This is a genomic window from Photobacterium sp. J15 (genome assembly GCF_963870815.1).
Taxonomy (GTDB): Bacteria; Pseudomonadota; Gammaproteobacteria; order Enterobacterales; family Vibrionaceae; genus Photobacterium; species Photobacterium marinum.
On record NZ_CAWMUI010000001.1, the window covers coordinates 3,618,141 to 3,637,644 of the forward strand.

Consider the following 19,504-nt stretch of genomic DNA (forward strand, 5'->3'; position numbering starts at 1 on the left):
ATTGCCTCAGATTAGGATTCAGTTTATGCCTCTTTGCCGTCAGGAACGAAGACATAGCCCAAGCCCCAGACCGTCTGAATATAGCGCGGACGACTCGGATCTTCTTCAATCATCCGGCGCAGGCGGGAAATCTGAACGTCAATCGAGCGCTCCATCGCTGAATATTCACGGCCGCGGGCCATATTCATCAGCTTATCACGGGACATCGGCTCCCGGGCATTTGTCACCAGGGCTTTCAGCACCGCAAACTCACCGGACGTCAGTGGCATGGATTCATCACCGCGGAACATCTCACGGGTACCCAGGTTAAGGCGAAACTCACCGAACTCAATCATCTTGCCTTCGGCACTCGGTGCACCCGGTACTTCGATGATCTGGCGGCGCAATACGGCACGAATACGGGCCAGCAGCTCACGCGGGTTAAACGGCTTCGGCAGATAATCATCAGCACCGACTTCAAGGCCGACAATCCGGTCAACTTCATCGCCCTTGGCGGTCAGCATCAGGATCGGCAACATGTTATTGGCATTGCGCAGGCGGCGGCAAATCGACAGGCCATCCTCCCCCGGCAGCATCAAATCCAATACCATTAAATGAAACGTTTCGCGGGCCAGCAAACGGTCCATCTGCTCACCGTTCGCTACGCTGCGGACCTGGAAGCCCTGCTCCGACAGATAGCGCTCCAACAGCGCACGCAGGCGCATGTCATCATCAACAACCAGAATCTTAAAATTTTCCTGCATCATTACCTACCTGCATCATCTTCGCACCAAAAATCACCACAGTGCATTTGCTGTTTATGTTACCCAAACCACCTGGCGGTTACCCCGCAAACAGAGAAATAAATTGTTACGTATTATGTCCATAGTGCACAAAACTTAAGTCGTGCCCCGGCTAACAATTTCACGATTAATTTTTCCCATATGAGTCAGGTTTGTCTCATTCACCATATATATCATATGGTTAGCACTGATAAATTTGATAACAAAATACCATTCCCTATAATCACAATAATCAATTGCTTGCACTGAATTTATACATACAAATCATCGTTGCATAGCAATCTTCTATTCTGTCACAACATACATCTGTAACTGACACCATGCAATTGCACTCCGCATTGCCGCAGTTACATCAGCCAAGATAACAATCATGAAAAAATACGCACTAACGACACTTCTGACTCTATTGCCATTCTGCTCCCATGCCGCAGAATTCGACCGCATCACCAACTTCGGTGACAGCCTGTCCGACATCGGCAACAAGCACATGATCACCGTTGATATGAACCAGGCAACGTCCGGTAAAATCGGCATCCGTGCCGACAAGCCAAACTTTGACGGTCGCTTCAGCAACGGACCGGTATGGACAGAATACCTGGCCGGTTTCCTTGCCAAACCAGCACCAGTTCGCGGTCACGGTGAAATTGACAGTCAGGTTGTACTAAAAGATCAGGCAGGCAAACAAATCACCTACCACTATCACCACAACGCGCTGCCAGGCACCAACTGGGCTGTCGGCGGTGCAATGTCCGGCCTTGGCAACTTCCTTGATATTGATGCAGCCAACGGCTTCACTGCCAAGTCCGGCCTTGACGTACTGACTAACACCGGCCAGCAAATCAAACTGCGCATCGCCAACAAAGGTCAGTTCACAGGCAATGAGCTGGTCAGCTATATGAGTGGTACCAACAACCTGTGGTTCACCCTGTTCGGCGATCTTGACCAGACCGGTAACAAGGCCGCTGGCTTCGCCCTTACCGATATCGAAACCCTGATCGATGCCGGAGCCAAACAAGTCCTGGCTGCCAACATCCCTGACTTTGTCGATGCGCCGTGGTTTGCCGGCCAACAGAAAAAAACCACCCGTTTTATCCAGTCACACAACCAGGCACTGAAAGCCGGCCTGGACCAGCTGGCTGCAGCCCACCCGGACGTCGAGATCTATTACTTTGATGCCTTTGACCTGTTCAACAAAGTCAGCAACGAGGTAAAAACCAAAGGTAAATACCAGGACAAGGAGCTGGCGATCACCCTGACAAACGTGACTGGCGAAGCTTACAGCTATGCAACCGGCAAAGTCATTGCCCAGCCGAACCGCAACCTTTTCTGGGATGGCCTCCACCCGACAACGGCAATGCACAAGATCATGGCTAAAGAAGCGGCCAGCCTCGTCATAAGCGGAAGGACATTATGAATTTCAAATCCATACGTCACCAAATCATTATAGGCGCGGCAACGTGCCTGTTTTTCTCGCTGCTGGCAGTGCTAATGGTTGGAGTGAAATACTCCAACCAGCTGGAAGAGATGGTCTACGGCAAAACCCATGCTTTTGCCGATCACACCCTGAGCCAGCTGCTTGAGGAAACCGGTAAGTTCCATTCCGGCCAGATCCAGAGCCAGCTGTCAGTAGCGATGAACTCGGTCGAGGCCATGGCCAGCGTCATCTCCGGAATGGCAGATAACCGCGACGGACAGAACAAAGTCACCCGTGAAGAGCTGTCACTGATGGTGCGTGACTTGCTGGCTGGCAACCAGCAATTCCTCGGTGCTTATATTGCATTCGAGCCGAATGCCTGGGATGGCAAAGATGATCTTTACGAAGCAATCGACGGCAAAGGCCAGTTCAATGTGTACTGGACCCGCAGTGGCGACAACCAGCTCAAGCCATCATCAGTCGACACAGATCGCTTCTACATTCAGAAGCAGACTAACAACGGCACCCGCGTCAGTGAGTGGTATCTGTGCCCGGTCGAAAGTGGTCGCAGTTGCCTGATCGACCCTTGGGCCTATAACGTTCAGGGTCAACAGGTGCTGATGGCCAACCTGGTTGCCCCAATAAAAGCTAACGGTCGCACTATCGGTATGATTGGTATCGACCTGTCGGTGAATTTCATCAATGAACTGGCACTTAAACTTCAGAAAGAGAAATTCGGTCCGAATGCCCATATCAGCATCATCAGCTACCGCGGGGTAGTCGCAGCCGATACCGCCCCGGACGCGAAGCTGGGTAATGTCCTGCCGGACTGGAACCGATACCGCTCTCAGTTCCAGGCTGGCCAACAGCTGTGGCTATCAACCGACAAGTACTCAAGCCTGGCAACCCCGATTAAAGTCGGCAACACTGCAACTTCGTGGATGCTGTGGATCTCGGTACCGAAAGCCGAGCAGCTGAGTGAAATTAATAAGCTGCAACACGAGCTGAAATCCTCCTTCGATGAGTTCCTCAACAGCCAGGTTCTGGCCGGGGTACTAATCTCCGTAGCGGCACTGGCCGTGCTGTATATTTTGGCCAAGCGCATCTCCACTCCGATCCAGCAGGTGGTTCAGCTGGTACAGCAACTCAGCCAGGCTGGCGGGGATCTGACCTACCGGATGGATGTCACCCGCAAAGATGAAACCGGCGAACTAATGTCTGGCATTAATGCCCTGATGGCTTCCCTGCAGGGGATGATCCGCGATATTGCCGGCTCCGTCGGCCAGCTGAAGCAAGCTGCCAACCACTCAGCCGATATAGCCCAAACCTCGCATACCGATGTCCAGCAGCAACGTCTGGAGCTGGAACAGGTGGCCACCGCGATTAACGAAATGGCCTGCACCGCCAGTGAAGTAGCCTACAACGTCGCCAATACGGCCGGCTCGGTGGAAGAAGCCAACCAGGCGATTACCCGCTGCGGTAACGTAGTCAATGACAGTGCTGATATGGTCAACCAGCTGGGCGAGGCAATGGAAAACGCCACCGCAACCATTACCGAACTGGAAACCCAGAGCCATCAGATCCGCTCGATTCTGGAAGTCATCCGTACTATTTCGGATCAAACCAACCTGCTGGCACTGAATGCCGCCATTGAAGCGGCCCGTGCCGGCGAACACGGCCGGGGATTTGCGGTTGTCGCCGATGAAGTCCGCCAGTTGGCATCCAAGACCCAGAGCTCGACAGAAGAAATCCAACAAATGGTCGACCGCTTCCAGAGTCAGATCCAGGTGACCGTCGATACCATCACCAGTAGCCAGACTTTCAGCCACAATAGCATTGAAGGCAGCAAGAAAGCGGTTGAAGAGCTGGATGCACTGATGGCAACCACATCAACCATCCAGGAAATGATGTGCCAGATTGCCACCGCCGCCGAAGAGCAGCATCAGGTGACGGAAGACATCAACCGCAACATCAGCGCCATCACTGACATCACCACCAAAGCCGCGCAAGGTGCGGAGATGTCCAGCCACGAAGCGCAGGGCATGCTGACCCAGACCAGTGACGTCGAAGCCAAACTGAACAAGTTTAACTTCTGATCAGAGGCTCTGAGCTAGCCCCCTTTGTTCAGGCCCGCCCTAAAGGTTCGGGCCTGAACGAAATCACCGCCGGGCCCCTCTCGGATAAAACCTGCCCCCGCCAAATGAGAATTCTCTCGCCTTCTTGATTTTCAGCCACAATATTTTCAACCGGTGAGATTGACGCCACCGACAAACCATAAGACTATTTGGCAGGCATTAGGAAGCTGGACAACAACAATGAAGACCAACTTAATCACGCGCGAAGGCTACAACAAGCTCAAAGACGAGCTCGATTTCCTGTGGAAAGAGGAACGCCCTGAAGTCACCAAGAAAGTCACCTGGGCCGCCAGCTTAGGCGATCGCAGTGAAAACGCGGATTACCAATACAACAAAAAGCGCCTGCGCGAAATCGACCGCCGGGTCAGGTATCTGCGCAAACGGCTGGAACAGGTCCAGGTGGTTGACTACTCACCACAGCAAGACGGCAAAGTCTTCTTCGGAGCCTGGGTCGAAATTGAAAACGAAGACGGCGAAACCAAAACCTTCCGTATCGTCGGCCCAGATGAAATCTACGGCCGCAACGACTACATCTCTATCGACTCCCCAATGGCCCGGGCCCTGCTGAAAAAAGAAGTCGATGACGAATTTGAAGTCAGCACGCCAGCCGGCAAAAAAGAGTGGTTCGTCAACCACATCCGGTACGTCAAATAACCATGAGCTGACAAGAACCTAACACATAATACCGAACACCCGGCTACCCTTGTTATAACAACCGGCCGGCACTCCGGTATATTCCAATAATAACGACAGCCCGCGGAGCCGGGCTGCCCTGAACAACCAAGAGATACCAACGGATGAGCAACGCTATCAATCAGACGATTGCCAGAGAACTCGCGGTACGCGAAGACCAGGTAAAATCAGCCGTCACCCTGCTGGATGACGGTAACACAGTTCCTTTCATTGCCCGCTACCGTAAAGAAGTCACCGGCGGACTGGACGATACCCAGCTGCGTAACCTTGAATCCCGCCTCGGTTACCTGCGTGAACTGGACGATCGCCGCCAGGTTATCCTCAAATCCATCACTGAGCAGGGCAAACTAACTGCGGAGCTAGAAGCCGAAATCAAAGGTGCCGACAGCAAAACCCGCCTGGAAGATCTGTACCTGCCGTACAAGCCAAAACGCCGCACCAAAGGCCAGATTGCGATTGAAGCGGGCCTTGAGCCGCTGGCAGAAACCCTGTGGAACCAGCCAGAAAACGAGCCGGAAGCCACCGCCGCACAATACCTTGATGCCGACAAAGGCGTAGCTGACACCAAAGCCGCCCTGGACGGTGCCCGCGCAATCCTGATGGAGCGCTTTGCCGAAGACGCAGCCCTGCTGGATAAAATCCGCCGCCATTTGCAAGGTAATGCCGAACTGACCTCCCGCGTTGCAGAAGGCAAAGAGCAGGAAGGAGCCAAGTTCAAGGATTACTTCGAATACAGCGAACAGCTGAAGCAGATCCCGTCGCACCGTGCCCTGGCGCTGTTCCGTGGCCGTAATGAAGGATTCCTTCAGCTGTCTCTTAATGCCGACCCGCAGCAGGAAGAAGGCGTACGCGGCTCTTACTGCGAAGTGATGATTGCCGACCACTATGGTGTGAAGCCAGGCAGCCAGCCGGCTGATAGCTGGCGCAAGCAAGTGATCAGCTGGGCATGGCGCATCAAGATCCTGATGCACATGGAAACCGAGCTGATGAGCGCACTGCGTGAAAAAGCCGAAGACGGTGCCATACAGGTATTTGCCGACAACCTGAAAGATCTGCTGATGGCCGCCCCGGCTGGCCCGCGCGTCACCCTGGCTCTGGACCCGGGCCTGCGTACCGGCTGTAAGGTCGCCGTGGTTGATGAAACCGGTAAGCTGCTGGATACCGCCACCATCTATCCGCACCAGCCGCAGCGTCAGGTTGCCCAGTCCGAAGCGACTGTTCTAGCCCTGATCACCAAGCACAACGTCAACCTAATCGCGATCGGCAACGGCACCGCATCCCGCGAAAGCGACAGCTTTGTTGCCACCCTGCTAAAAGATAACAACCTGAAAATCCAGAGCGTGATGGTGAGCGAAGCCGGCGCCTCGGTTTACTCAGCATCAGAACTGGCGGCCAATGAATTCCCGAACCTGGATGTGTCGCTGCGTGGTGCCGTTTCTATCGGCCGCCGCCTGCAGGACCCGCTGGCCGAACTGGTGAAAATCGATCCGAAATCTATCGGTGTCGGTCAGTACCAGCACGATGTCAGCCAGAGCATGCTGGCCAAGCGCCTGGATGCCGTAGTCGAAGACTGTGTAAACGCCGTCGGCGTGGATGTGAACACCGCTTCACCGGCACTGCTGACCCGAGTTGCCGGCCTGAACGGCACCATCGCCCAGAACATCGTTAACTACCGTGACGAGAATGGCCGCTTCGAAGCCCGCACCACACTGAAGAAAGTCGCCCGCCTCGGTCCTAAGGCATTCGAACAGTGTGCCGGTTTCCTGCGGATCATGAACGGTAAAAACCCGCTCGACAGCTCAGCTGTTCACCCGGAATCCTACGCCGTAGTGAAAAACATTGCTGCTGCCAACGATAAAGCCCTGGATGCGATTATCGGCAACAGCGAGTTCCTGCGCGGCCTGAAAGCCGCCGACTACACTGATGAGAAATTCGGTCTGCCAACCGTGACCGACATCATCAGCGAGCTGGACAAGCCGGGCCGCGACCCGCGTCCGGAGTTCAAGACCGCGACCTTCGCCGAAGGCGTCAATGAAGTGAAAGACCTGGTTCCGGGAATGATCCTGGAAGGTGTGATCACCAATGTCACCAACTTCGGAGCCTTTGTCGATGTCGGTGTTCACCAAGACGGCTTGGTGCATATCTCAGCCCTGTCCGACAAGTTCGTATCTGACCCGCGCGAAGTCGTCAAAGCAGGTGATATCGTCAAGGTCAAAGTGATGGAAGTGGATCTGCAGCGCAAGCGTATCGGCATGTCAATGCGCCTGAACGACGAGCCGGGACAGGAAAAACCGACCCGCAAACCACAAGGCCAGCGACAGCAGCCTCGTGAGCAGCGACAGCCTCGCAATAACCCACGCAGCAATGCCCCAGCAGGCAACAGTGCGATGGGCGGTGCCTTTGCCGCGGCTTTTGCCAACGCGAAGAAGAAGTAAAACACCCGAAGCGAGTTTCCAGTGATAACAAAAGAGCCGGCAATAAATGCCGGCTCTTTTTTGATTCACTGTGAAATATTCTTTCTATAACACAACCAGATATTCAGTCGGCGGATTGGGGACCACAGACTGGGCGTAGTAGTGAGCTACCACCCCTTTAGTGCGCTCGGTATCGCTGATTTGTTCCAGCTCATCAAGCAGGTCTCTTGGCAGCTTTATATGCATTGAGTAACCCAGCTCACTGACATCTTTGGTATAAGTGTCAACCGACAGGGCCTTCACCAGCTGCTCCATGTCCTCCTGGTAACCATAATTTTTCTCGGCCACCGGCAGTTCATTGTAGTCAGGGTGTTCGCTGGGATCCCAGGATGGCTTCTTTAGCTGCTTTTCCTCACTGCTCAGCGGTTTTTCCCGTGCAGATTCAGCAGCCTGATTCGGAGGAACAATTTTTTCACGCACGCGATTATCCCGCGCAACCTGTTCAGTTGGCGGGTTAACGGAAGGAGCTATAGTCGGTGCTCCCACTTGTACGGGTGAAACAATCATGCTGATGCACTTCTCCGGCCATCAGCTGATGATGGGGGTAATCAGGCTATCGCGAGCACTACCGTAGCGACCGTACCCAGGGCTGACAGCACTTGCCCTGCAGTATAGAAATCATCGGTATTCTGCTTCACTTCATCAGGGTGATCCATCCCCAATGCACCGTAGGCAAATGACTCTGCCTTCGTTGCTGCCTGCGGGTTATCCTCATCAGCCTTGGTGTTGTGTTTGCCCGCATCTGCCGCCTGCATACGTTTCGCCTCTTCCGAGATCGACACCGTACTGTCACCGGCACCTGCGGTTAATGTTTTATCTGCCGCCTGAGTCCCTTCCGCAGCTTTGGCTGAAGCTGCAGCTGACGCCTTTAGCGTCGCTGGCGAATAAGTATTTGTACTCGCAACACTTCCTACTGTCATTATGGCCTCTCTCTGTCACAGAGCAACTCCATTTATAGTGTTATCGGCAACATAAAAAAAATGTTTACAAAAATGTTGCCGATCCGCCACACATGACAGGGGAAATGATCAGTGATGCCCGGTGAACGAACGCAGGGCCTGCACAAATTCTTCCGGATGGGAAATGAACGGCGCATGAGATGCAGAGGCAAACACTTGCCGTTGCGACTGAGGAGCCAGCTCATCCAGTTCAGAAGCAACTTTTACCGGCACCAATCCGTCCAGCCGACCGTACAGGCGCAGCCAGGGCTGTGAAACCTCGCTCAACTGCTCGCGCAAATCCACCTCGGCAAGCTGCTTTAAGCCGATTTCCAGCGCACTAGGAGCAGGCTGAGGACGTGATAATACCGCCTGTTTCAGCTGCTTGATATCCTGCCTTGACGTCGGGCTTCCCATCGCCTGCAGCGCCATAAAACGCTCCACTGTCTGTTGGAAGTCTTCCCCCAACTGGCGACGAAAGTCATCCAGAACCTGAGGTTTAATTCCCCGCCATGTGTTTTGAGCTGCAAAGCGCGGTGAACTGGCCACGGTCACCAGTTTGCCGACCCGCTCAGGCGCCAATAACGCCGCCCGGGTTGCCACCAGCCCGCCAAGGGACCAGCCTAACCACACTGCAGACTCTGGTGAATTTTCAAGCAACATGTGTGCCATTTCCTCAACAGATTCCGCAGACAGTTCCCGGCTGTGTCCGTAACCCGGCAGATCCACCGCATGCACCCGGTAGTGCGGCGTCAACAAAGGCAACAACTGCTGCCAGACCGCCCCGTTCATTCCCCAACCGTGAATGAGAACCAGATCCGAACCTTGCCCTTCAGTTTGCCAGTGAAGCTTGGCTGTCATTTACACTTCCTTCTTTAACTACGGAACAGGCTGGTTGCAGCCTGAAAGGATGGCAAGGATGTTATCCCCTTCATCGCTGAGATCAATCTTTCAGTGGACCAAACCGCAATGCCAGCTGTGTCATCTGCCGCTACACCGCGGTGAGGCGATCTGGTGCCGACACTGCCTCAGTCATTTTCCCCAACCACCCTACTGTACTCGCTGCGGCAGCACAACTCTGACCCCAGTCAGCCGATGCGGCCGATGCCTGTCGAAACCGCCGCCGTGGCAGCACATCTACCGACTCGGCGAATATGACTTCCCGCTGCGCCAGTTGGTTCACCAGTTCAAATTCCGCCGCAAATTCTGGCTGGCCGAGCCTCTGGGACAACAGCTTGCCCGGCAAATAACGAATCCGGCACCACTGCTAATCCCAGTACCCTTGCATCCGCAGCGGCGACTGTGGCGCAGCTTCAACCAAAGCACCTTGCTAGCCCGTGCCATTGCCGATATAACAGGCAGCCAATGTCAGCCGGATACCATCCGCCGCACCCGCAATACTAAAGTGCAACGGCAACTCAGCAGACAGGAGCGAAAGAGAAACCTGCGCCGGGCCTTTATACTTAAAGCAAAAGCCCTTCCCGACCATGTCGCAATTGTCGATGACGTCGTGACCACAGGCAGCACAGTAGCCGAACTGACACGATTGCTGCTTCGACACGGGGTAAAACAAGTCGACATCTACTGTATCTGCTATACCCCTCCGGCAAAATGATCACAAAAATCACCTGGATATGTGATGAAATCATAGTTGCGAAGAATAAGGGGTGATAGAAAGGGCGTCTCGGAGTAGAATAGAATTAATCTTACTAATTAAGTCAGGTATTACGTCGTGTCTATGATTATTATTACTGAAAATGCTCAGCAGCACTTCGGCAAGCTTCTTGCCCAGCAGCCGGAAGGTACCAACATCCGCGTATTCGTGGTTAACCCGGGTACACAAAACGCAGAATGCGGCGTGTCCTACTGCCCGCCTGAAGCCGTTGAAGCCAGCGATACTGAAATCAAGTTCGACCTGTTTTCAGCCTATGTTGATGAGCTAAGCCTGCCTTTCCTGGAAGATGCAGAAATCGATCTGGTGACAGATAAGATGGGTTCGCAACTTACCCTGAAAGCACCGAATGCCAAGGTTCGTAAAGTGTCCGACGACGCTCCACTGATGGAACGTGTCGACTACGTTATCCAAACTCAGGTTAATCCGCAGCTGGCCGGTCACGGTGGCCATGTATCCTTGTCTGAAATCACTGAAGACGGCATTGCAATCCTTCAGTTCGGCGGCGGCTGTAACGGCTGTTCTATGGTTGACGTAACGCTAAAAGAAGGCATCGAGAAAGAACTGCTGGCTCAGTTTGCCGGTGAACTGACCGGTGTTCGCGATGTCACTGAACACGCACGCGGTGAGCACTCTTACTACTAAGCGTGCCAACCTGAATAAGAGCCAGACAAAGCAAGTGTTGCCAGCTCGCTACCCTACCGGCCAAAGCAACACTTTCTTATACAGTTCTAATCCTGCCCGGTTACAGGCAGAAAAAAACCAGCCGTCGACGGCTGGTTTTTTATATCTGCTCAGTTTTCCAATTAACTGAATATCGCTCTGGCTATCAGGCTTTAATTACGGTAATGGTCACCTTGCGACGACCCCACTTTTTCGCAGCCCGGACATCAGTCCCCATGTAGATATCAATCTTGCGGGACCAGCGCTTATTCATTTTATCCAACACCACGTACTCACCCGGCAAGCCGGAGATCTTAACCCGGGTTCCATGGGTGATCCCCATCTTTAGCAAATCACGGGATACCGCAATGGCTTTCATTCCCGGCTTAAGCCGATCACCCCAGGCGGCAATACTCGGATTATCATTAGTCTGCGCACGTACCGAATTATAGGCAGTGGCAGTAACGCGCAACGATTTCCCCTGAATACCAGCCTGTGCCGAAGCTCCCCAGCTCAGTGCCATCAGCGCAAAAAAGATCCCGATGATTGCTTGTTTCATGTCGACTACCTGTTCATAAATCGTTCGCATTTTAAACAGACTTATACTATGACAGGTAGTATTTTTTGTTGAAAAATTAGCCAATTTTAGTTGAAAAAGGCTAACTAACTGTTTGCACAGGCAGACTCAAGAAAAATATTTTTCTGCCACTGATACGTAAAAATCACAGCCAGACTGATCCCGCGCATCGCCATAAATCCGAGCATTGCGCCCCATAAGGCATGGTTGCCCCATCCACTCAGCAACCACCAAACCGCGAAAAAGAAACAAATCGCGACAAACATACTGTTACGCATCTCGGTACCGCGTGTTGCACCGATAAAAATCCCATCCAGCAAAAAACACCACATAGATACCAAGGGCACTGCGGCCAGCCAAGGCAGATACTGCGTGGCTTCCTGACGTACGGCAGGAATATCTGAAATCATACCGATGATCTCGCGACCAAACAGGGTGAAGGCCAGCGTCAGCACCAGCGAAATGATCAGGCTCCAGAAGGTCGTCCCAACCAGAGAGCGGCCAAGCGCATCACGGCTACGCGCCCCGATAGCCTTACCCACCAGCGCTTCCATCGCATAGGCAAAACCGTCCATCGCATAAGAGACCAGCATCAGGAAACTCATCAGTACAGCATTGGCCGCCACCACGTTATCTCCCAGGGTCGCGCCCTGGAATGTCATAAAGGTAAATGCCGTCTGCAAGCACAGGCTGCGCAGGAAAATGTCGCGGTTTAGTTTCAACAACTGCCCCATACCATGGCGGACCGAGCTGATTTTCTCCCGCAGCTGCGGCAATGCCTGTGACAACCAAACCCGAGAAACAAACCACAGCCCCAACCCCAGGCCACTGTAATCTGCCAGCACCGATGCTGCTGCCGCGCCCTGTACTTTCCAGCCAAAGCCGAGCACAAATAGCATATCGAGCACGATATTGACCACGTTAGTGATGATCAGCAGCCACATTGGCAATCTGGCATTCTGGGTTCCCAGTAGCCAGCCCATGATCACCAAGTTAGCCAATGCTGCCGGCGCCCCCCAAATCCGAATCGAGAAATATTGCCCGGCGTAGGTTTTCACCTCTTCGCTGGCACTGCTGAAATGGAAGATGGTCTCGGCAACCGGCTGATGGAAAACAATCAGCAGCAAAGCCAGCAACCACGCAAGCGCAATCCCCTGAACAAATACACTGGCCTGGGCATCTTTGTTACCTGCCCCGTATGCCTGCGCGCTCAGCCCGGTGGTCGCCATGCGCAAAAATCCCAGCAACCAGAAGGTCACGTTAATCATGGTGCCGCCGACCGCAACGCCGCCGAGATACCAGGCTTGATCCAGATGCCCGATCACCGCCGCATCCACCAGCCCCAGTAAAGGCACAGTGATATTGGACAACACCATTGGAAGCGCCAGGGCAAATACCTGGCGATGTAAGGACACATCCCTTAACGCTTTGAACACAACAGACCTCGACCAAACCGGTGCCGGTGCTGAACCGGGACCGGTATCAATTCATACCGGCCCACAGTGTAGCGGGTTGCCGGCAGTGACAAAAGCCGACTGGAAGGGGGAATCGATAATAATGTCAGCTGTTCAGCTCGTCATTCAGCGCCATCAGACCCATACCATCAACCAATGATCGGCCAGCAGCACCACAAACAACGCCAGCAGGTGCCAGATTGAGTATTTGAACGTCGCCCAGGCATGCCCCGTCTCATCGGCAAACTTCAGCTTCAGGGCATACCCGATAAAACCGAGATTAAGCACAGTGCTGCCTGCCAGATACAATCCGCCGCTCATACCGGTAAGCCAGGGCAATAAACCGACCAGCGCCAGCATCACGGTATAGAGCAATACCATGGTTTTGGTAAATTCGATGCCATGGGTTACAGGCAACATGGGGATCCCGGCTTTGGCATAATCATCACGACGATGGATTGCCAATGCCCAGAAGTGCGGCGGTGTCCAGGTAAACACCAGCATCACCAGCAGCAAAGCATGGGGTTCAAACTGACCGGTGACGGCTGTCCAGCCGAGCAACGGCGGTGCCGCGCCAGCCAGACCGCCAATCACGATATTCTGTGGTGTGGCATGTTTCAGCCACACCGTATAAACCACAGCATAGCCAATCAAGCTGGCAAAAGTCAGCCAGGCAGTCAGGGCATTGAGCATCCAGAGCAGACCGAAACCTGCGACCATCAGTACGGATGCGAAAACCACCGCCTTGTGGGTTTCAATTCGCCCTTTAGCCAGCGGGCGATGATAGGTTCGCGCCATCTGGGCATCAAACCGACGATCCAATACATGGTTAAAAGCCGCAGCCGCCGCAGACTGCAAACCTATACCGGCAAGACCGAGCACCACAGCCTCCACCGGCGGAATACCGGGCACAGCCAGGCACATCCCGACCAGCGCAGTCAGCAGCAACATCGCCACCACCTTGGGCTTGGTCATTGTCAGGTAATCCTGCCAGATCCGCTGACGGCGGACCGCTTTGATACCGGCGTCACCGGCAACCTGTAGTTTGGCCATAATGTCAGCCCTCCTTTGCTTTGGCTACATGCGCTACATACCAGTCACTGCGAACTGTCGTCCGACGGCAATAGAGGTGATAGTTGGTCGCCACCAGTGTCAGTAACAGCAACACGCCACCCAGATTATGTCCGACAGCCACCATCAGTGGCAGACTGGCGACCACATTGGTGATCCCCAATCCCAGCTGGAACAGCAACACGCTGCCCACAGCTATACCAGAGCGCCGCATACCGGATTGCCATAGCTGCCAGATCAGCACCAGCAATACCAGCGTGGTCACCGCAGCACCCAGGCGGTGGGTTACATGAATCGAAACCCGCTGCGAATAATCAAGCACACCATATTGATAGCTGTCATGTTCCGGCTGGATCAGGTTAAATGCAGTCGCATCAAACTGCCCTACCCAGTCCACCTCACACACCGGCAACTGGGTACAGACGACCGCTGCATAGTTGGCTGCCGTCCACCCACCGAGTGCCACCTGCCCGACAGTCACCAGCAAAGCAACAGCTGCCAGCACAGAAAGCCATTTGCCTCCCGTCGCAAATGAAGGCCTTACAGACGAGGTAACTGACGCCTCCCGTCGATGGATCCGGAGTGCCAGCAGCAACAGCAATGCCGCAGTGGTGAAGCCCCCGAGCAAATGCCCCATCACCACCACTGGCATCAGTGCCATGGTGACAGTCCACATACCGAGTACAGCCTGAAAAATGACAGTACCGAGCAACAAAGCCGGCAGCAGTCGCGGTGTATTCCGGCGGCGCCAGGCAATCACATTGATGGCGAGGATCAACAGGCCGAGGGTACCGGCAAAATAGCGGTGAACCATTTCATTCCAGGCTTTTTCTGGTTCGACGGGATGATCGGGAAATGCGGCCTCAGCCTGCTGTAATTGAGACTGGGCCTGCGGCACACCGGCAAAGCCGTAACAACCGGGCCAGTCAGGACATCCCAGCCCGGCTTCCGTCAGCCGGGTATAGGCGCCCAGCGCGATCACGCAAAGGGAAAACAAAAAGGTCAGACAGACAAGAGACTTAAAGCTGAACAACCGCATAGGCTCTCCTTAGCCAATTTTAGATACCTTCAACAACCGCTTGAGATCACGCAGCAAATCCTTGCCCTGTGCCAGCACAGCATCTTTCCCCTTCACCAGGGGATAAGCCATCATGACGTTACCCAAAGGGTCAGCGATATAAATCGCATGTGACCCGTATTCCAGGGTGTGAAGCTGAGTGATGACATACTCGGGCACCCGCTTCGGCTCCAGCCCCTGCAAGAATTCAGCTTGCAGCTCCGATAGTTTCGACTCTGCTACCAACACCAGCGCATCAACCCGTTCCTGACCGGCACCGACAGCCTGCGGGATCTGGCGCAGATTAAACAGCGCCCCGGCGCAACCTTCATCACATTCATCTGGCATCAGATACACCAGTTGCCATTTCCCGCTCTGCCCCAGCCATTCCGATGCCAAAGGTGAAGCCAGCAGCTGACCGCGATTTGTCACCCCGCCCTGATACCAGTTCAAATCCAGAACCAATTTAGCCAGTCCTAACGGCAGCAGAAACACCGCCAGTAATAGCAATAACGTTCCGTGTTTTTTCATACCTTACTCCGTTTCAGCCACCAGCCAGCCAAAGCAAATATTGCCGCCGCCATCAGAAACCACTGTAGAGCATAGGCATAATGCTTATGCGGGCCTGTCACTACCGGCGTCCAGGTCTGCTGCAGAGCAACCGGATGTTCCGGGTCGATCTGCAACACCCAGGGCAACAGGGCCAGTTCCATTTTCTCGCTCAGTTTCTGAATATTCAGGTTCTGCACCCGCAGCGGCCATTCCGCAACAAGCGGTGCCTGTTTGAGCTCTATCAGCCCGGATGGCGGAGCGATAACCCCGGCCAGCCTCAGTTCGCCATGATATTCCGGCAGAACCGGGATCTGCTCCCGGTAAGCCGGAGCTGCGATCCAGCCAAGGTTCACCAGTACCCAGGCACCATCGGCAGCAAACGGATACAACACGTGGTAGCCGACACGGCCCTGATAAGTCTGGTTATCCAACAGCACGGCCCGACTGTGATCAAAGGCACCGCGCAGAGTCAGACCGTACCAGCGCGGATCTGACGGCAGACTGTCGAGGCTGTAATACATCTGCTCGCTGCGATATTTGAGCGCCGAGCTCAACGCCTGCTTTTCCTGCGCCCGCGACATTTGCCACAGCCCCAGCTTGACCAATGTTGCCAGGACAACCACAGTAAAAAGTATGAAACCAATCCTTCGCATACCCCATATTCCGTTGGAGTGCCTATGTTGCTGAAAGCGATTCTTGTCTGCCTGCTGGTGTTTATTATCTTTAACCTGTTCCGGGCGCTGCCGGTGATGCTCAAAGGCCAGCGCGGCCAGCCCATGTCACGCTATCTCGGCCGCCGGATCATGTTCTCCGTTCTCCTGTTCGTCGTGCTGCTGGTTGCCATCGGCACCGGTTACATCACCCCGAATCCTCGCCCTTATTAGATGAGGGCCAGAGATTCAGGCCGTCTCTCAGAGGATATATACAAACACGAACAGCCCGAGCCACACCACATCCACAAAGTGCCAGTACCAAGCTCCGGCCTGGAAGGCGAAATGATTCTCAGGCGTGAAATGCCCGCACAGCACCCGCAGCCAGACAATAAACAAAATCACAGTACCCAGCGTGACATGAAGACCGTGAAATCCTGTCAGCATGAAAAAGGTATTACCGTAAATCCCGGCATCTAAAGTCAGCCCCATATCTTGGTAAGCGTGGATATATTCCACCCCCTGCAGATAGATAAACAGGCTGCCGAGCAGGACGGTCAGCAGCAGGAACAATGTCAGCCGGGCGCGGTTGCCCTGCTCCAGAGCAGTATGGGCGATATGTATCGTAACTGAAGAAGTCAGCAGTATCAGGGTGTTATAAAGCGGCAGCCCCATCGGCCCCATGGCCTGGGTTTCCGTCCCGCCGGGGGTCATCACCAGCGGCCACTGAGCGATAAATTCCGGCCACAGCACGGCATGGGTCATTTCATTGTTTCCGGCCCCACCCAGCCAGGGCACAGCAATCATCCGGACATAAAACAGAGCACCGAAAAACGCGGCAAAGAACATAACTTCAGAGAAAATAAACCAGCTCATCCCCTGGCGGAACGAGCGGTCCATCTGATGGCTGTAAAGGCCGCCCATGGATTCATGGATCACATCCCGGAACCAGCCCACCAGCATCAGCAGCAGGATCCCGACACCGGACAACAGGATCCACGGCCCCTGACCGTTGAACAAATCCCCGACAGTCGCCCCGGCTCCGAGGGCAATCAAAAACAGCCCAATCGCCCCGACAATCGGCCAGGCACTCGATTCCGGCACATAATATGGCTCGTGCTCAGGAGTCGATAAGGATTGGTCATGCTCAGTGTATGGATTAGCCATCTTTCAACCTCACTGCGTCTGTGCCGTTTCCGTCGGCGGGGCGTTAAACAGGGTATAAGCCAATGTCAGGGTATGGATGTCATCGGGCAGCTCAGGATCGACATAGAACACCAGCGGTAACTGTGCCGAAGCCCCTGCTGCCAGCGGCTGACGGTTGAAACAGAAACATTCAATCTTGTTAAAGTAACGGGCACCGGTTCCTGGGGTAACGGAAGGCACCGCCTGGCCTACGGTTGCTTCCGAGGTCAGGTTACGGGCCGAATAATTGATAGTTCGGGTCTCACCGGGATGGACAACCAAACGCCGCACTTCCGGCTCAAAAGTCCACTCCATCCCTGGGCTGATATAAGCCACAAACTCGACCGTTACCTCGCGCTGTATATCAACTCTGCCACTTTCCGCCGTCGGACCATCAGCCGTCTTGCCGTTGATCCCGGTGATATCGCAAAAAACGTCATACAGCGGAACAAGGGCAAAAGCGAAACCGAACATCGCGACTGCCATAGCAACCAGAGACCAGGTTGAGCGCCGCTTGCCGCGAGCGGCCTGTGATGATTCAGGGTGCCTTGCCATTCCCGCCTCCTAGTCAATCTTCGGCGGCGTAGAGAAAGTATGGTGTGGCGCCGGTGATGCCACCGTCCACTCCAGCCCTTCCGCGCCGTCCCACGGTTTGGCCGATGCCGGCTCTCCGCCGCGAACACATTTGATCACCACCGCCAGGAAAATCAGCTGCGAGAAACCAAACAGGAAGCCGCCAATACTGACCACCGCATTGATATCCGCAAACTGCAGGGCGTAATCTGGGATCCGACGCGGCATGCCGGCAAGGCCAAGGAAATGCATCGGGAAGAACAGGATGTTGACCGACACCACCGAGCACCAGAAATGCCACTTCGCCAGCTTTTCATCGAACATATGTCCGGTCCATTTCGGCAGCCAGTAATACGCCGCCGCCATAATGGAGAAGATGGCCCCCGATACCAGCACATAATGGAAATGTGCCACCACAAAATAGGTATCGTGATACTGGAAGTCTGCCGGAGTAATCGCCAGCATCAGCCCGGAAAAGCCGCCGATAGTAAAGAGCACGATAAAAGCGATGGAAAACAGCATCGGTACCTCAAAGGTCAGCGAGCCGCGCCACATAGTCGCCACCCAGTTGAACACCTTCACTCCGGTCGGCACCGATATCAGCATGGTGCAGTACATAAAGAACAGCTCGGCGGCCACTGGCATCCCAGTAGTAAACATATGGTGAGCCCAGACCAGGAAGCTCAAACCGGCAATTGAGGCGGTGGCATAAACCATCGAGCTATAACCAAACAGCTTTTTTCGGGAAAACGCAGGGATAATCGCCGAAACCACACCAAAACTCGGTAAAATCATGATATAGACTTCAGGGTGGCCGAAGAACCAGAAGATATGCTGAAACATCACAGGATCGCCGCCACCGGCTGCATCAAAAAAGCTGGTGCCGAAGTATTTATCGGTCAGCACCATGGTCACAGCACCGGCCAGCACCGGCATCACAGCAATCAGCAGGAAGGCGGTGATCAACCAAGTCCAGACGAACAGCGGCATCTTCATATACGTCATGCCCGGTGCCCGCAGGTTCATGATGGTGACGATGACATTAATCGCCCCCATGATGGAGCTGATTCCCATGATATGAACTGCGAACACAAACAGGCCGGTACTTGCAGGGCTGTATGTCGTCGACAGCGGCGCATAGAAAGTCCAGCCAAAATTCGGACCGCCCCCTTCCATAAACAGTGATGCCAGCAACAGGGAAAAAGCAAACGGCAGGATCCAGAAACTCCAGTTATTCATCCGCGGCAGTGCCATATCAGGAGCCCCGATCATCATCGGAATCATCCAGTTGGCCAGCCCGGTAAAGGCTGGCATAACAGCACCAAAAACCATGATCAGGCCGTGAACAGTGGTCATCTGGTTGAAGAAATTCGGGTCGACCAGCTGCAATCCCGGCTGGAACAGCTCGGCACGGATCACCAGAGCCATCGCCCCGCCGGTCAGGAACATGGCGAAGCTGAACATCAGGTACAGCGAGCCGATATCCTTGTGATTAGTCGTAAACAGCCAGCGTTTCAGGCCTGACTGATGGTGGTGATCATGCTGCTCATGCTCAGTCGCGTTTTCATCGATCTCGGTCTGTTCGCGCAACATATCCGTCATCGTCCCTCTCTC

20 protein-coding genes are annotated in these 19,504 nt (G+C 54.2%); 7 read left to right on the forward strand and 13 right to left on the reverse strand.

Translation table 11 applies throughout. The features are described 5' to 3' along the window. Nucleotides 1–23 precede the first annotated feature (23 nt). Complete coding sequence (ompR, locus tag AACQ93_RS16265) at nucleotides 24–746, reverse strand: osmolarity response regulator transcription factor OmpR (protein ID WP_007469470.1); 723 nt, start codon at nucleotides 744–746, stop codon at nucleotides 24–26. A gap of 406 nt (nucleotides 747–1,152) precedes the next feature. On the opposite strand from ompR, the gene AACQ93_RS16270 reads away from it, so the two are divergent. From AACQ93_RS16270 to AACQ93_RS16285, 4 genes are all read left to right on the forward strand, one after another. Beyond that, nucleotides 1,153–2,196 carry an SGNH/GDSL hydrolase family protein gene (locus AACQ93_RS16270; protein WP_064606267.1) on the forward strand — a complete coding sequence of 348 codons (1,044 nt, stop codon included), beginning with the start codon at nucleotides 1,153–1,155 and terminating at the stop codon, nucleotides 2,194–2,196. Continuing rightward, nucleotides 2,193–4,292 (forward strand): methyl-accepting chemotaxis protein, encoded by a 2,100-nt coding sequence (locus tag AACQ93_RS16275; protein ID WP_064606269.1) that lies wholly within the window; start codon nucleotides 2,193–2,195, stop codon nucleotides 4,290–4,292. Before AACQ93_RS16270 ends, AACQ93_RS16275 begins: the two co-directional genes overlap by 4 nt. Before the next feature lie 219 nt (nucleotides 4,293–4,511). Beyond that, nucleotides 4,512–4,985, forward strand: a complete 474-nt coding sequence (gene greB / locus AACQ93_RS16280; protein ID WP_036801242.1) for a transcription elongation factor GreB — start codon at nucleotides 4,512–4,514, stop codon at nucleotides 4,983–4,985. 143 nt (nucleotides 4,986–5,128) lie between these two features. After that, complete coding sequence (locus tag AACQ93_RS16285) at nucleotides 5,129–7,459, forward strand: Tex family protein (RefSeq protein ID WP_064606272.1); 2,331 nt, start codon at nucleotides 5,129–5,131, stop codon at nucleotides 7,457–7,459. 84 nt (nucleotides 7,460–7,543) lie between these two features. On the opposite strand, the gene AACQ93_RS16290 is transcribed toward AACQ93_RS16285, so the two are convergent. From AACQ93_RS16290 to bioH, 3 genes are all read right to left on the reverse strand, one after another. Then, nucleotides 7,544–8,005 (reverse strand): hypothetical protein, encoded by a 462-nt coding sequence (locus AACQ93_RS16290; RefSeq protein WP_064606275.1) that lies wholly within the window; start codon nucleotides 8,003–8,005, stop codon nucleotides 7,544–7,546. A 41-nt stretch (nucleotides 8,006–8,046) separates the two neighbouring features. Beyond that, nucleotides 8,047–8,418 (reverse strand): hypothetical protein, encoded by a 372-nt coding sequence (locus AACQ93_RS16295; protein ID WP_064606282.1) that lies wholly within the window; start codon nucleotides 8,416–8,418, stop codon nucleotides 8,047–8,049. Nucleotides 8,419–8,526: 108 nt separating this feature from the next. Then, nucleotides 8,527–9,297: a pimeloyl-ACP methyl ester esterase BioH gene (gene bioH, locus AACQ93_RS16300; protein WP_064606284.1), complete on the reverse strand. Its 771-nt coding sequence runs from the start codon at nucleotides 9,295–9,297 to the stop codon at nucleotides 8,527–8,529. A 58-nt stretch (nucleotides 9,298–9,355) separates the two neighbouring features. Between bioH and AACQ93_RS16305 the strand changes: the two genes are divergently transcribed. Continuing rightward, nucleotides 9,356–10,051, forward strand: a complete 696-nt coding sequence (locus AACQ93_RS16305) for a ComF family protein (protein WP_064606286.1) — start codon at nucleotides 9,356–9,358, stop codon at nucleotides 10,049–10,051. A 123-nt stretch (nucleotides 10,052–10,174) separates the two neighbouring features. Further along, nucleotides 10,175–10,753, forward strand: coding sequence for a Fe-S biogenesis protein NfuA (gene nfuA / locus AACQ93_RS16310; protein WP_007469490.1), 579 nt, complete (start codon nucleotides 10,175–10,177; stop codon nucleotides 10,751–10,753). Between the two features lie 184 nt (nucleotides 10,754–10,937). On the opposite strand, the gene AACQ93_RS16315 is transcribed toward nfuA, so the two are convergent. The 6 genes from AACQ93_RS16315 to AACQ93_RS16340 all read right to left on the reverse strand — a co-directional run bounded on the left by AACQ93_RS16315 (nucleotide 10,938) and on the right by AACQ93_RS16340 (nucleotide 16,135). After that, nucleotides 10,938–11,330 (reverse strand): 3D domain-containing protein, encoded by a 393-nt coding sequence (locus AACQ93_RS16315; RefSeq protein WP_064606287.1) that lies wholly within the window; start codon nucleotides 11,328–11,330, stop codon nucleotides 10,938–10,940. A gap of 104 nt (nucleotides 11,331–11,434) precedes the next feature. After that, a complete protein-coding gene (gene dinF / locus AACQ93_RS16320; RefSeq protein ID WP_064606289.1) occupies nucleotides 11,435–12,784 on the reverse strand; it encodes an MATE family efflux transporter DinF in 1,350 nt (449 codons plus the stop codon). Between the two features lie 153 nt (nucleotides 12,785–12,937). Next, the gene (gene cyoE / locus AACQ93_RS16325; RefSeq protein ID WP_064606291.1) at nucleotides 12,938–13,855 is read right to left on the reverse strand and encodes a heme o synthase; all 918 of its coding nucleotides are present in this window, start codon (nucleotides 13,853–13,855) and stop codon (nucleotides 12,938–12,940) included. Between the two features lie 4 nt (nucleotides 13,856–13,859). Next, on the reverse strand, nucleotides 13,860–14,912 hold the full coding sequence (locus AACQ93_RS16330; protein WP_064606293.1) for a COX15/CtaA family protein: 1,053 nt from the start codon (nucleotides 14,910–14,912) through the stop codon (nucleotides 13,860–13,862). Nucleotides 14,913–14,921: 9 nt separating this feature from the next. Beyond that, nucleotides 14,922–15,461: a hypothetical protein gene (locus AACQ93_RS16335; protein ID WP_064606295.1), complete on the reverse strand. Its 540-nt coding sequence runs from the start codon at nucleotides 15,459–15,461 to the stop codon at nucleotides 14,922–14,924. Continuing rightward, nucleotides 15,458–16,135, reverse strand: a complete 678-nt coding sequence (locus AACQ93_RS16340) for an SURF1 family protein (RefSeq protein ID WP_084419188.1) — start codon at nucleotides 16,133–16,135, stop codon at nucleotides 15,458–15,460. The genes AACQ93_RS16335 and AACQ93_RS16340 overlap by 4 nt, the downstream gene beginning before the upstream one ends. Before the next feature lie 24 nt (nucleotides 16,136–16,159). On the opposite strand from AACQ93_RS16340, the gene AACQ93_RS16345 reads away from it, so the two are divergent. Next, a complete protein-coding gene (locus tag AACQ93_RS16345; protein WP_007469507.1) occupies nucleotides 16,160–16,366 on the forward strand; it encodes a DUF2909 domain-containing protein in 207 nt (68 codons plus the stop codon). A gap of 27 nt (nucleotides 16,367–16,393) precedes the next feature. Here AACQ93_RS16345 and AACQ93_RS16350 read toward each other — a convergent pair whose 3' ends face one another. The 3 genes from AACQ93_RS16350 to ctaD are packed head-to-tail and all read right to left on the reverse strand — an operon-like array spanning nucleotide 16,394 to nucleotide 19,492. Beyond that, nucleotides 16,394–17,299 carry a cytochrome c oxidase subunit 3 gene (locus tag AACQ93_RS16350; protein WP_064606299.1) on the reverse strand — a complete coding sequence of 302 codons (906 nt, stop codon included), beginning with the start codon at nucleotides 17,297–17,299 and terminating at the stop codon, nucleotides 16,394–16,396. 9 nt (nucleotides 17,300–17,308) lie between these two features. Next, nucleotides 17,309–17,872: a cytochrome c oxidase assembly protein gene (locus AACQ93_RS16355; protein WP_064606301.1), complete on the reverse strand. Its 564-nt coding sequence runs from the start codon at nucleotides 17,870–17,872 to the stop codon at nucleotides 17,309–17,311. Nucleotides 17,873–17,881: 9 nt separating this feature from the next. After that, nucleotides 17,882–19,492: a cytochrome c oxidase subunit I gene (gene ctaD / locus AACQ93_RS16360; RefSeq protein WP_007469512.1), complete on the reverse strand. Its 1,611-nt coding sequence runs from the start codon at nucleotides 19,490–19,492 to the stop codon at nucleotides 17,882–17,884. Nucleotides 19,493–19,504 lie beyond the last annotated feature (12 nt).

What these genes read in the sequence shown, in the direction of transcription:
- ompR (WP_007469470.1), bottom strand. Translation starts at nt 746, where the DNA reads ATGATGCAGGAAAATTTTAAGATTCTGGTTGTTGATGATGACATGCGC.
- AACQ93_RS16270 (WP_064606267.1), top strand. Translation starts at nt 1,153, where the DNA reads ATGAAAAAATACGCACTAACGACACTTCTGACTCTATTGCCATTCTGC.
- AACQ93_RS16275 (WP_064606269.1), top strand. Translation starts at nt 2,193, where the DNA reads ATGAATTTCAAATCCATACGTCACCAAATCATTATAGGCGCGGCAACG.
- greB (WP_036801242.1), top strand. Translation starts at nt 4,512, where the DNA reads ATGAAGACCAACTTAATCACGCGCGAAGGCTACAACAAGCTCAAAGAC.
- AACQ93_RS16285 (WP_064606272.1), top strand. Translation starts at nt 5,129, where the DNA reads ATGAGCAACGCTATCAATCAGACGATTGCCAGAGAACTCGCGGTACGC.
- AACQ93_RS16290 (WP_064606275.1), bottom strand. Translation starts at nt 8,005, where the DNA reads ATGATTGTTTCACCCGTACAAGTGGGAGCACCGACTATAGCTCCTTCC.
- AACQ93_RS16295 (WP_064606282.1), bottom strand. Translation starts at nt 8,418, where the DNA reads ATGACAGTAGGAAGTGTTGCGAGTACAAATACTTATTCGCCAGCGACG.
- bioH (WP_064606284.1), bottom strand. Translation starts at nt 9,297, where the DNA reads ATGACAGCCAAGCTTCACTGGCAAACTGAAGGGCAAGGTTCGGATCTG.
- AACQ93_RS16305 (WP_064606286.1), top strand. Translation starts at nt 9,356, where the DNA reads ATGTTATCCCCTTCATCGCTGAGATCAATCTTTCAGTGGACCAAACCG.
- nfuA (WP_007469490.1), top strand. Translation starts at nt 10,175, where the DNA reads ATGATTATTATTACTGAAAATGCTCAGCAGCACTTCGGCAAGCTTCTT.
- AACQ93_RS16315 (WP_064606287.1), bottom strand. Translation starts at nt 11,330, where the DNA reads ATGAAACAAGCAATCATCGGGATCTTTTTTGCGCTGATGGCACTGAGC.
- cyoE (WP_064606291.1), bottom strand. Translation starts at nt 13,855, where the DNA reads ATGGCCAAACTACAGGTTGCCGGTGACGCCGGTATCAAAGCGGTCCGC.
- AACQ93_RS16330 (WP_064606293.1), bottom strand. Translation starts at nt 14,912, where the DNA reads ATGCGGTTGTTCAGCTTTAAGTCTCTTGTCTGTCTGACCTTTTTGTTT.
- AACQ93_RS16335 (WP_064606295.1), bottom strand. Translation starts at nt 15,461, where the DNA reads ATGAAAAAACACGGAACGTTATTGCTATTACTGGCGGTGTTTCTGCTG.
- AACQ93_RS16340 (WP_084419188.1), bottom strand. Translation starts at nt 16,135, where the DNA reads ATGCGAAGGATTGGTTTCATACTTTTTACTGTGGTTGTCCTGGCAACA.
- AACQ93_RS16345 (WP_007469507.1), top strand. Translation starts at nt 16,160, where the DNA reads ATGTTGCTGAAAGCGATTCTTGTCTGCCTGCTGGTGTTTATTATCTTT.
- AACQ93_RS16350 (WP_064606299.1), bottom strand. Translation starts at nt 17,299, where the DNA reads ATGGCTAATCCATACACTGAGCATGACCAATCCTTATCGACTCCTGAG.
- AACQ93_RS16355 (WP_064606301.1), bottom strand. Translation starts at nt 17,872, where the DNA reads ATGGCAAGGCACCCTGAATCATCACAGGCCGCTCGCGGCAAGCGGCGC.
- ctaD (WP_007469512.1), bottom strand. Translation starts at nt 19,492, where the DNA reads ATGACGGATATGTTGCGCGAACAGACCGAGATCGATGAAAACGCGACT.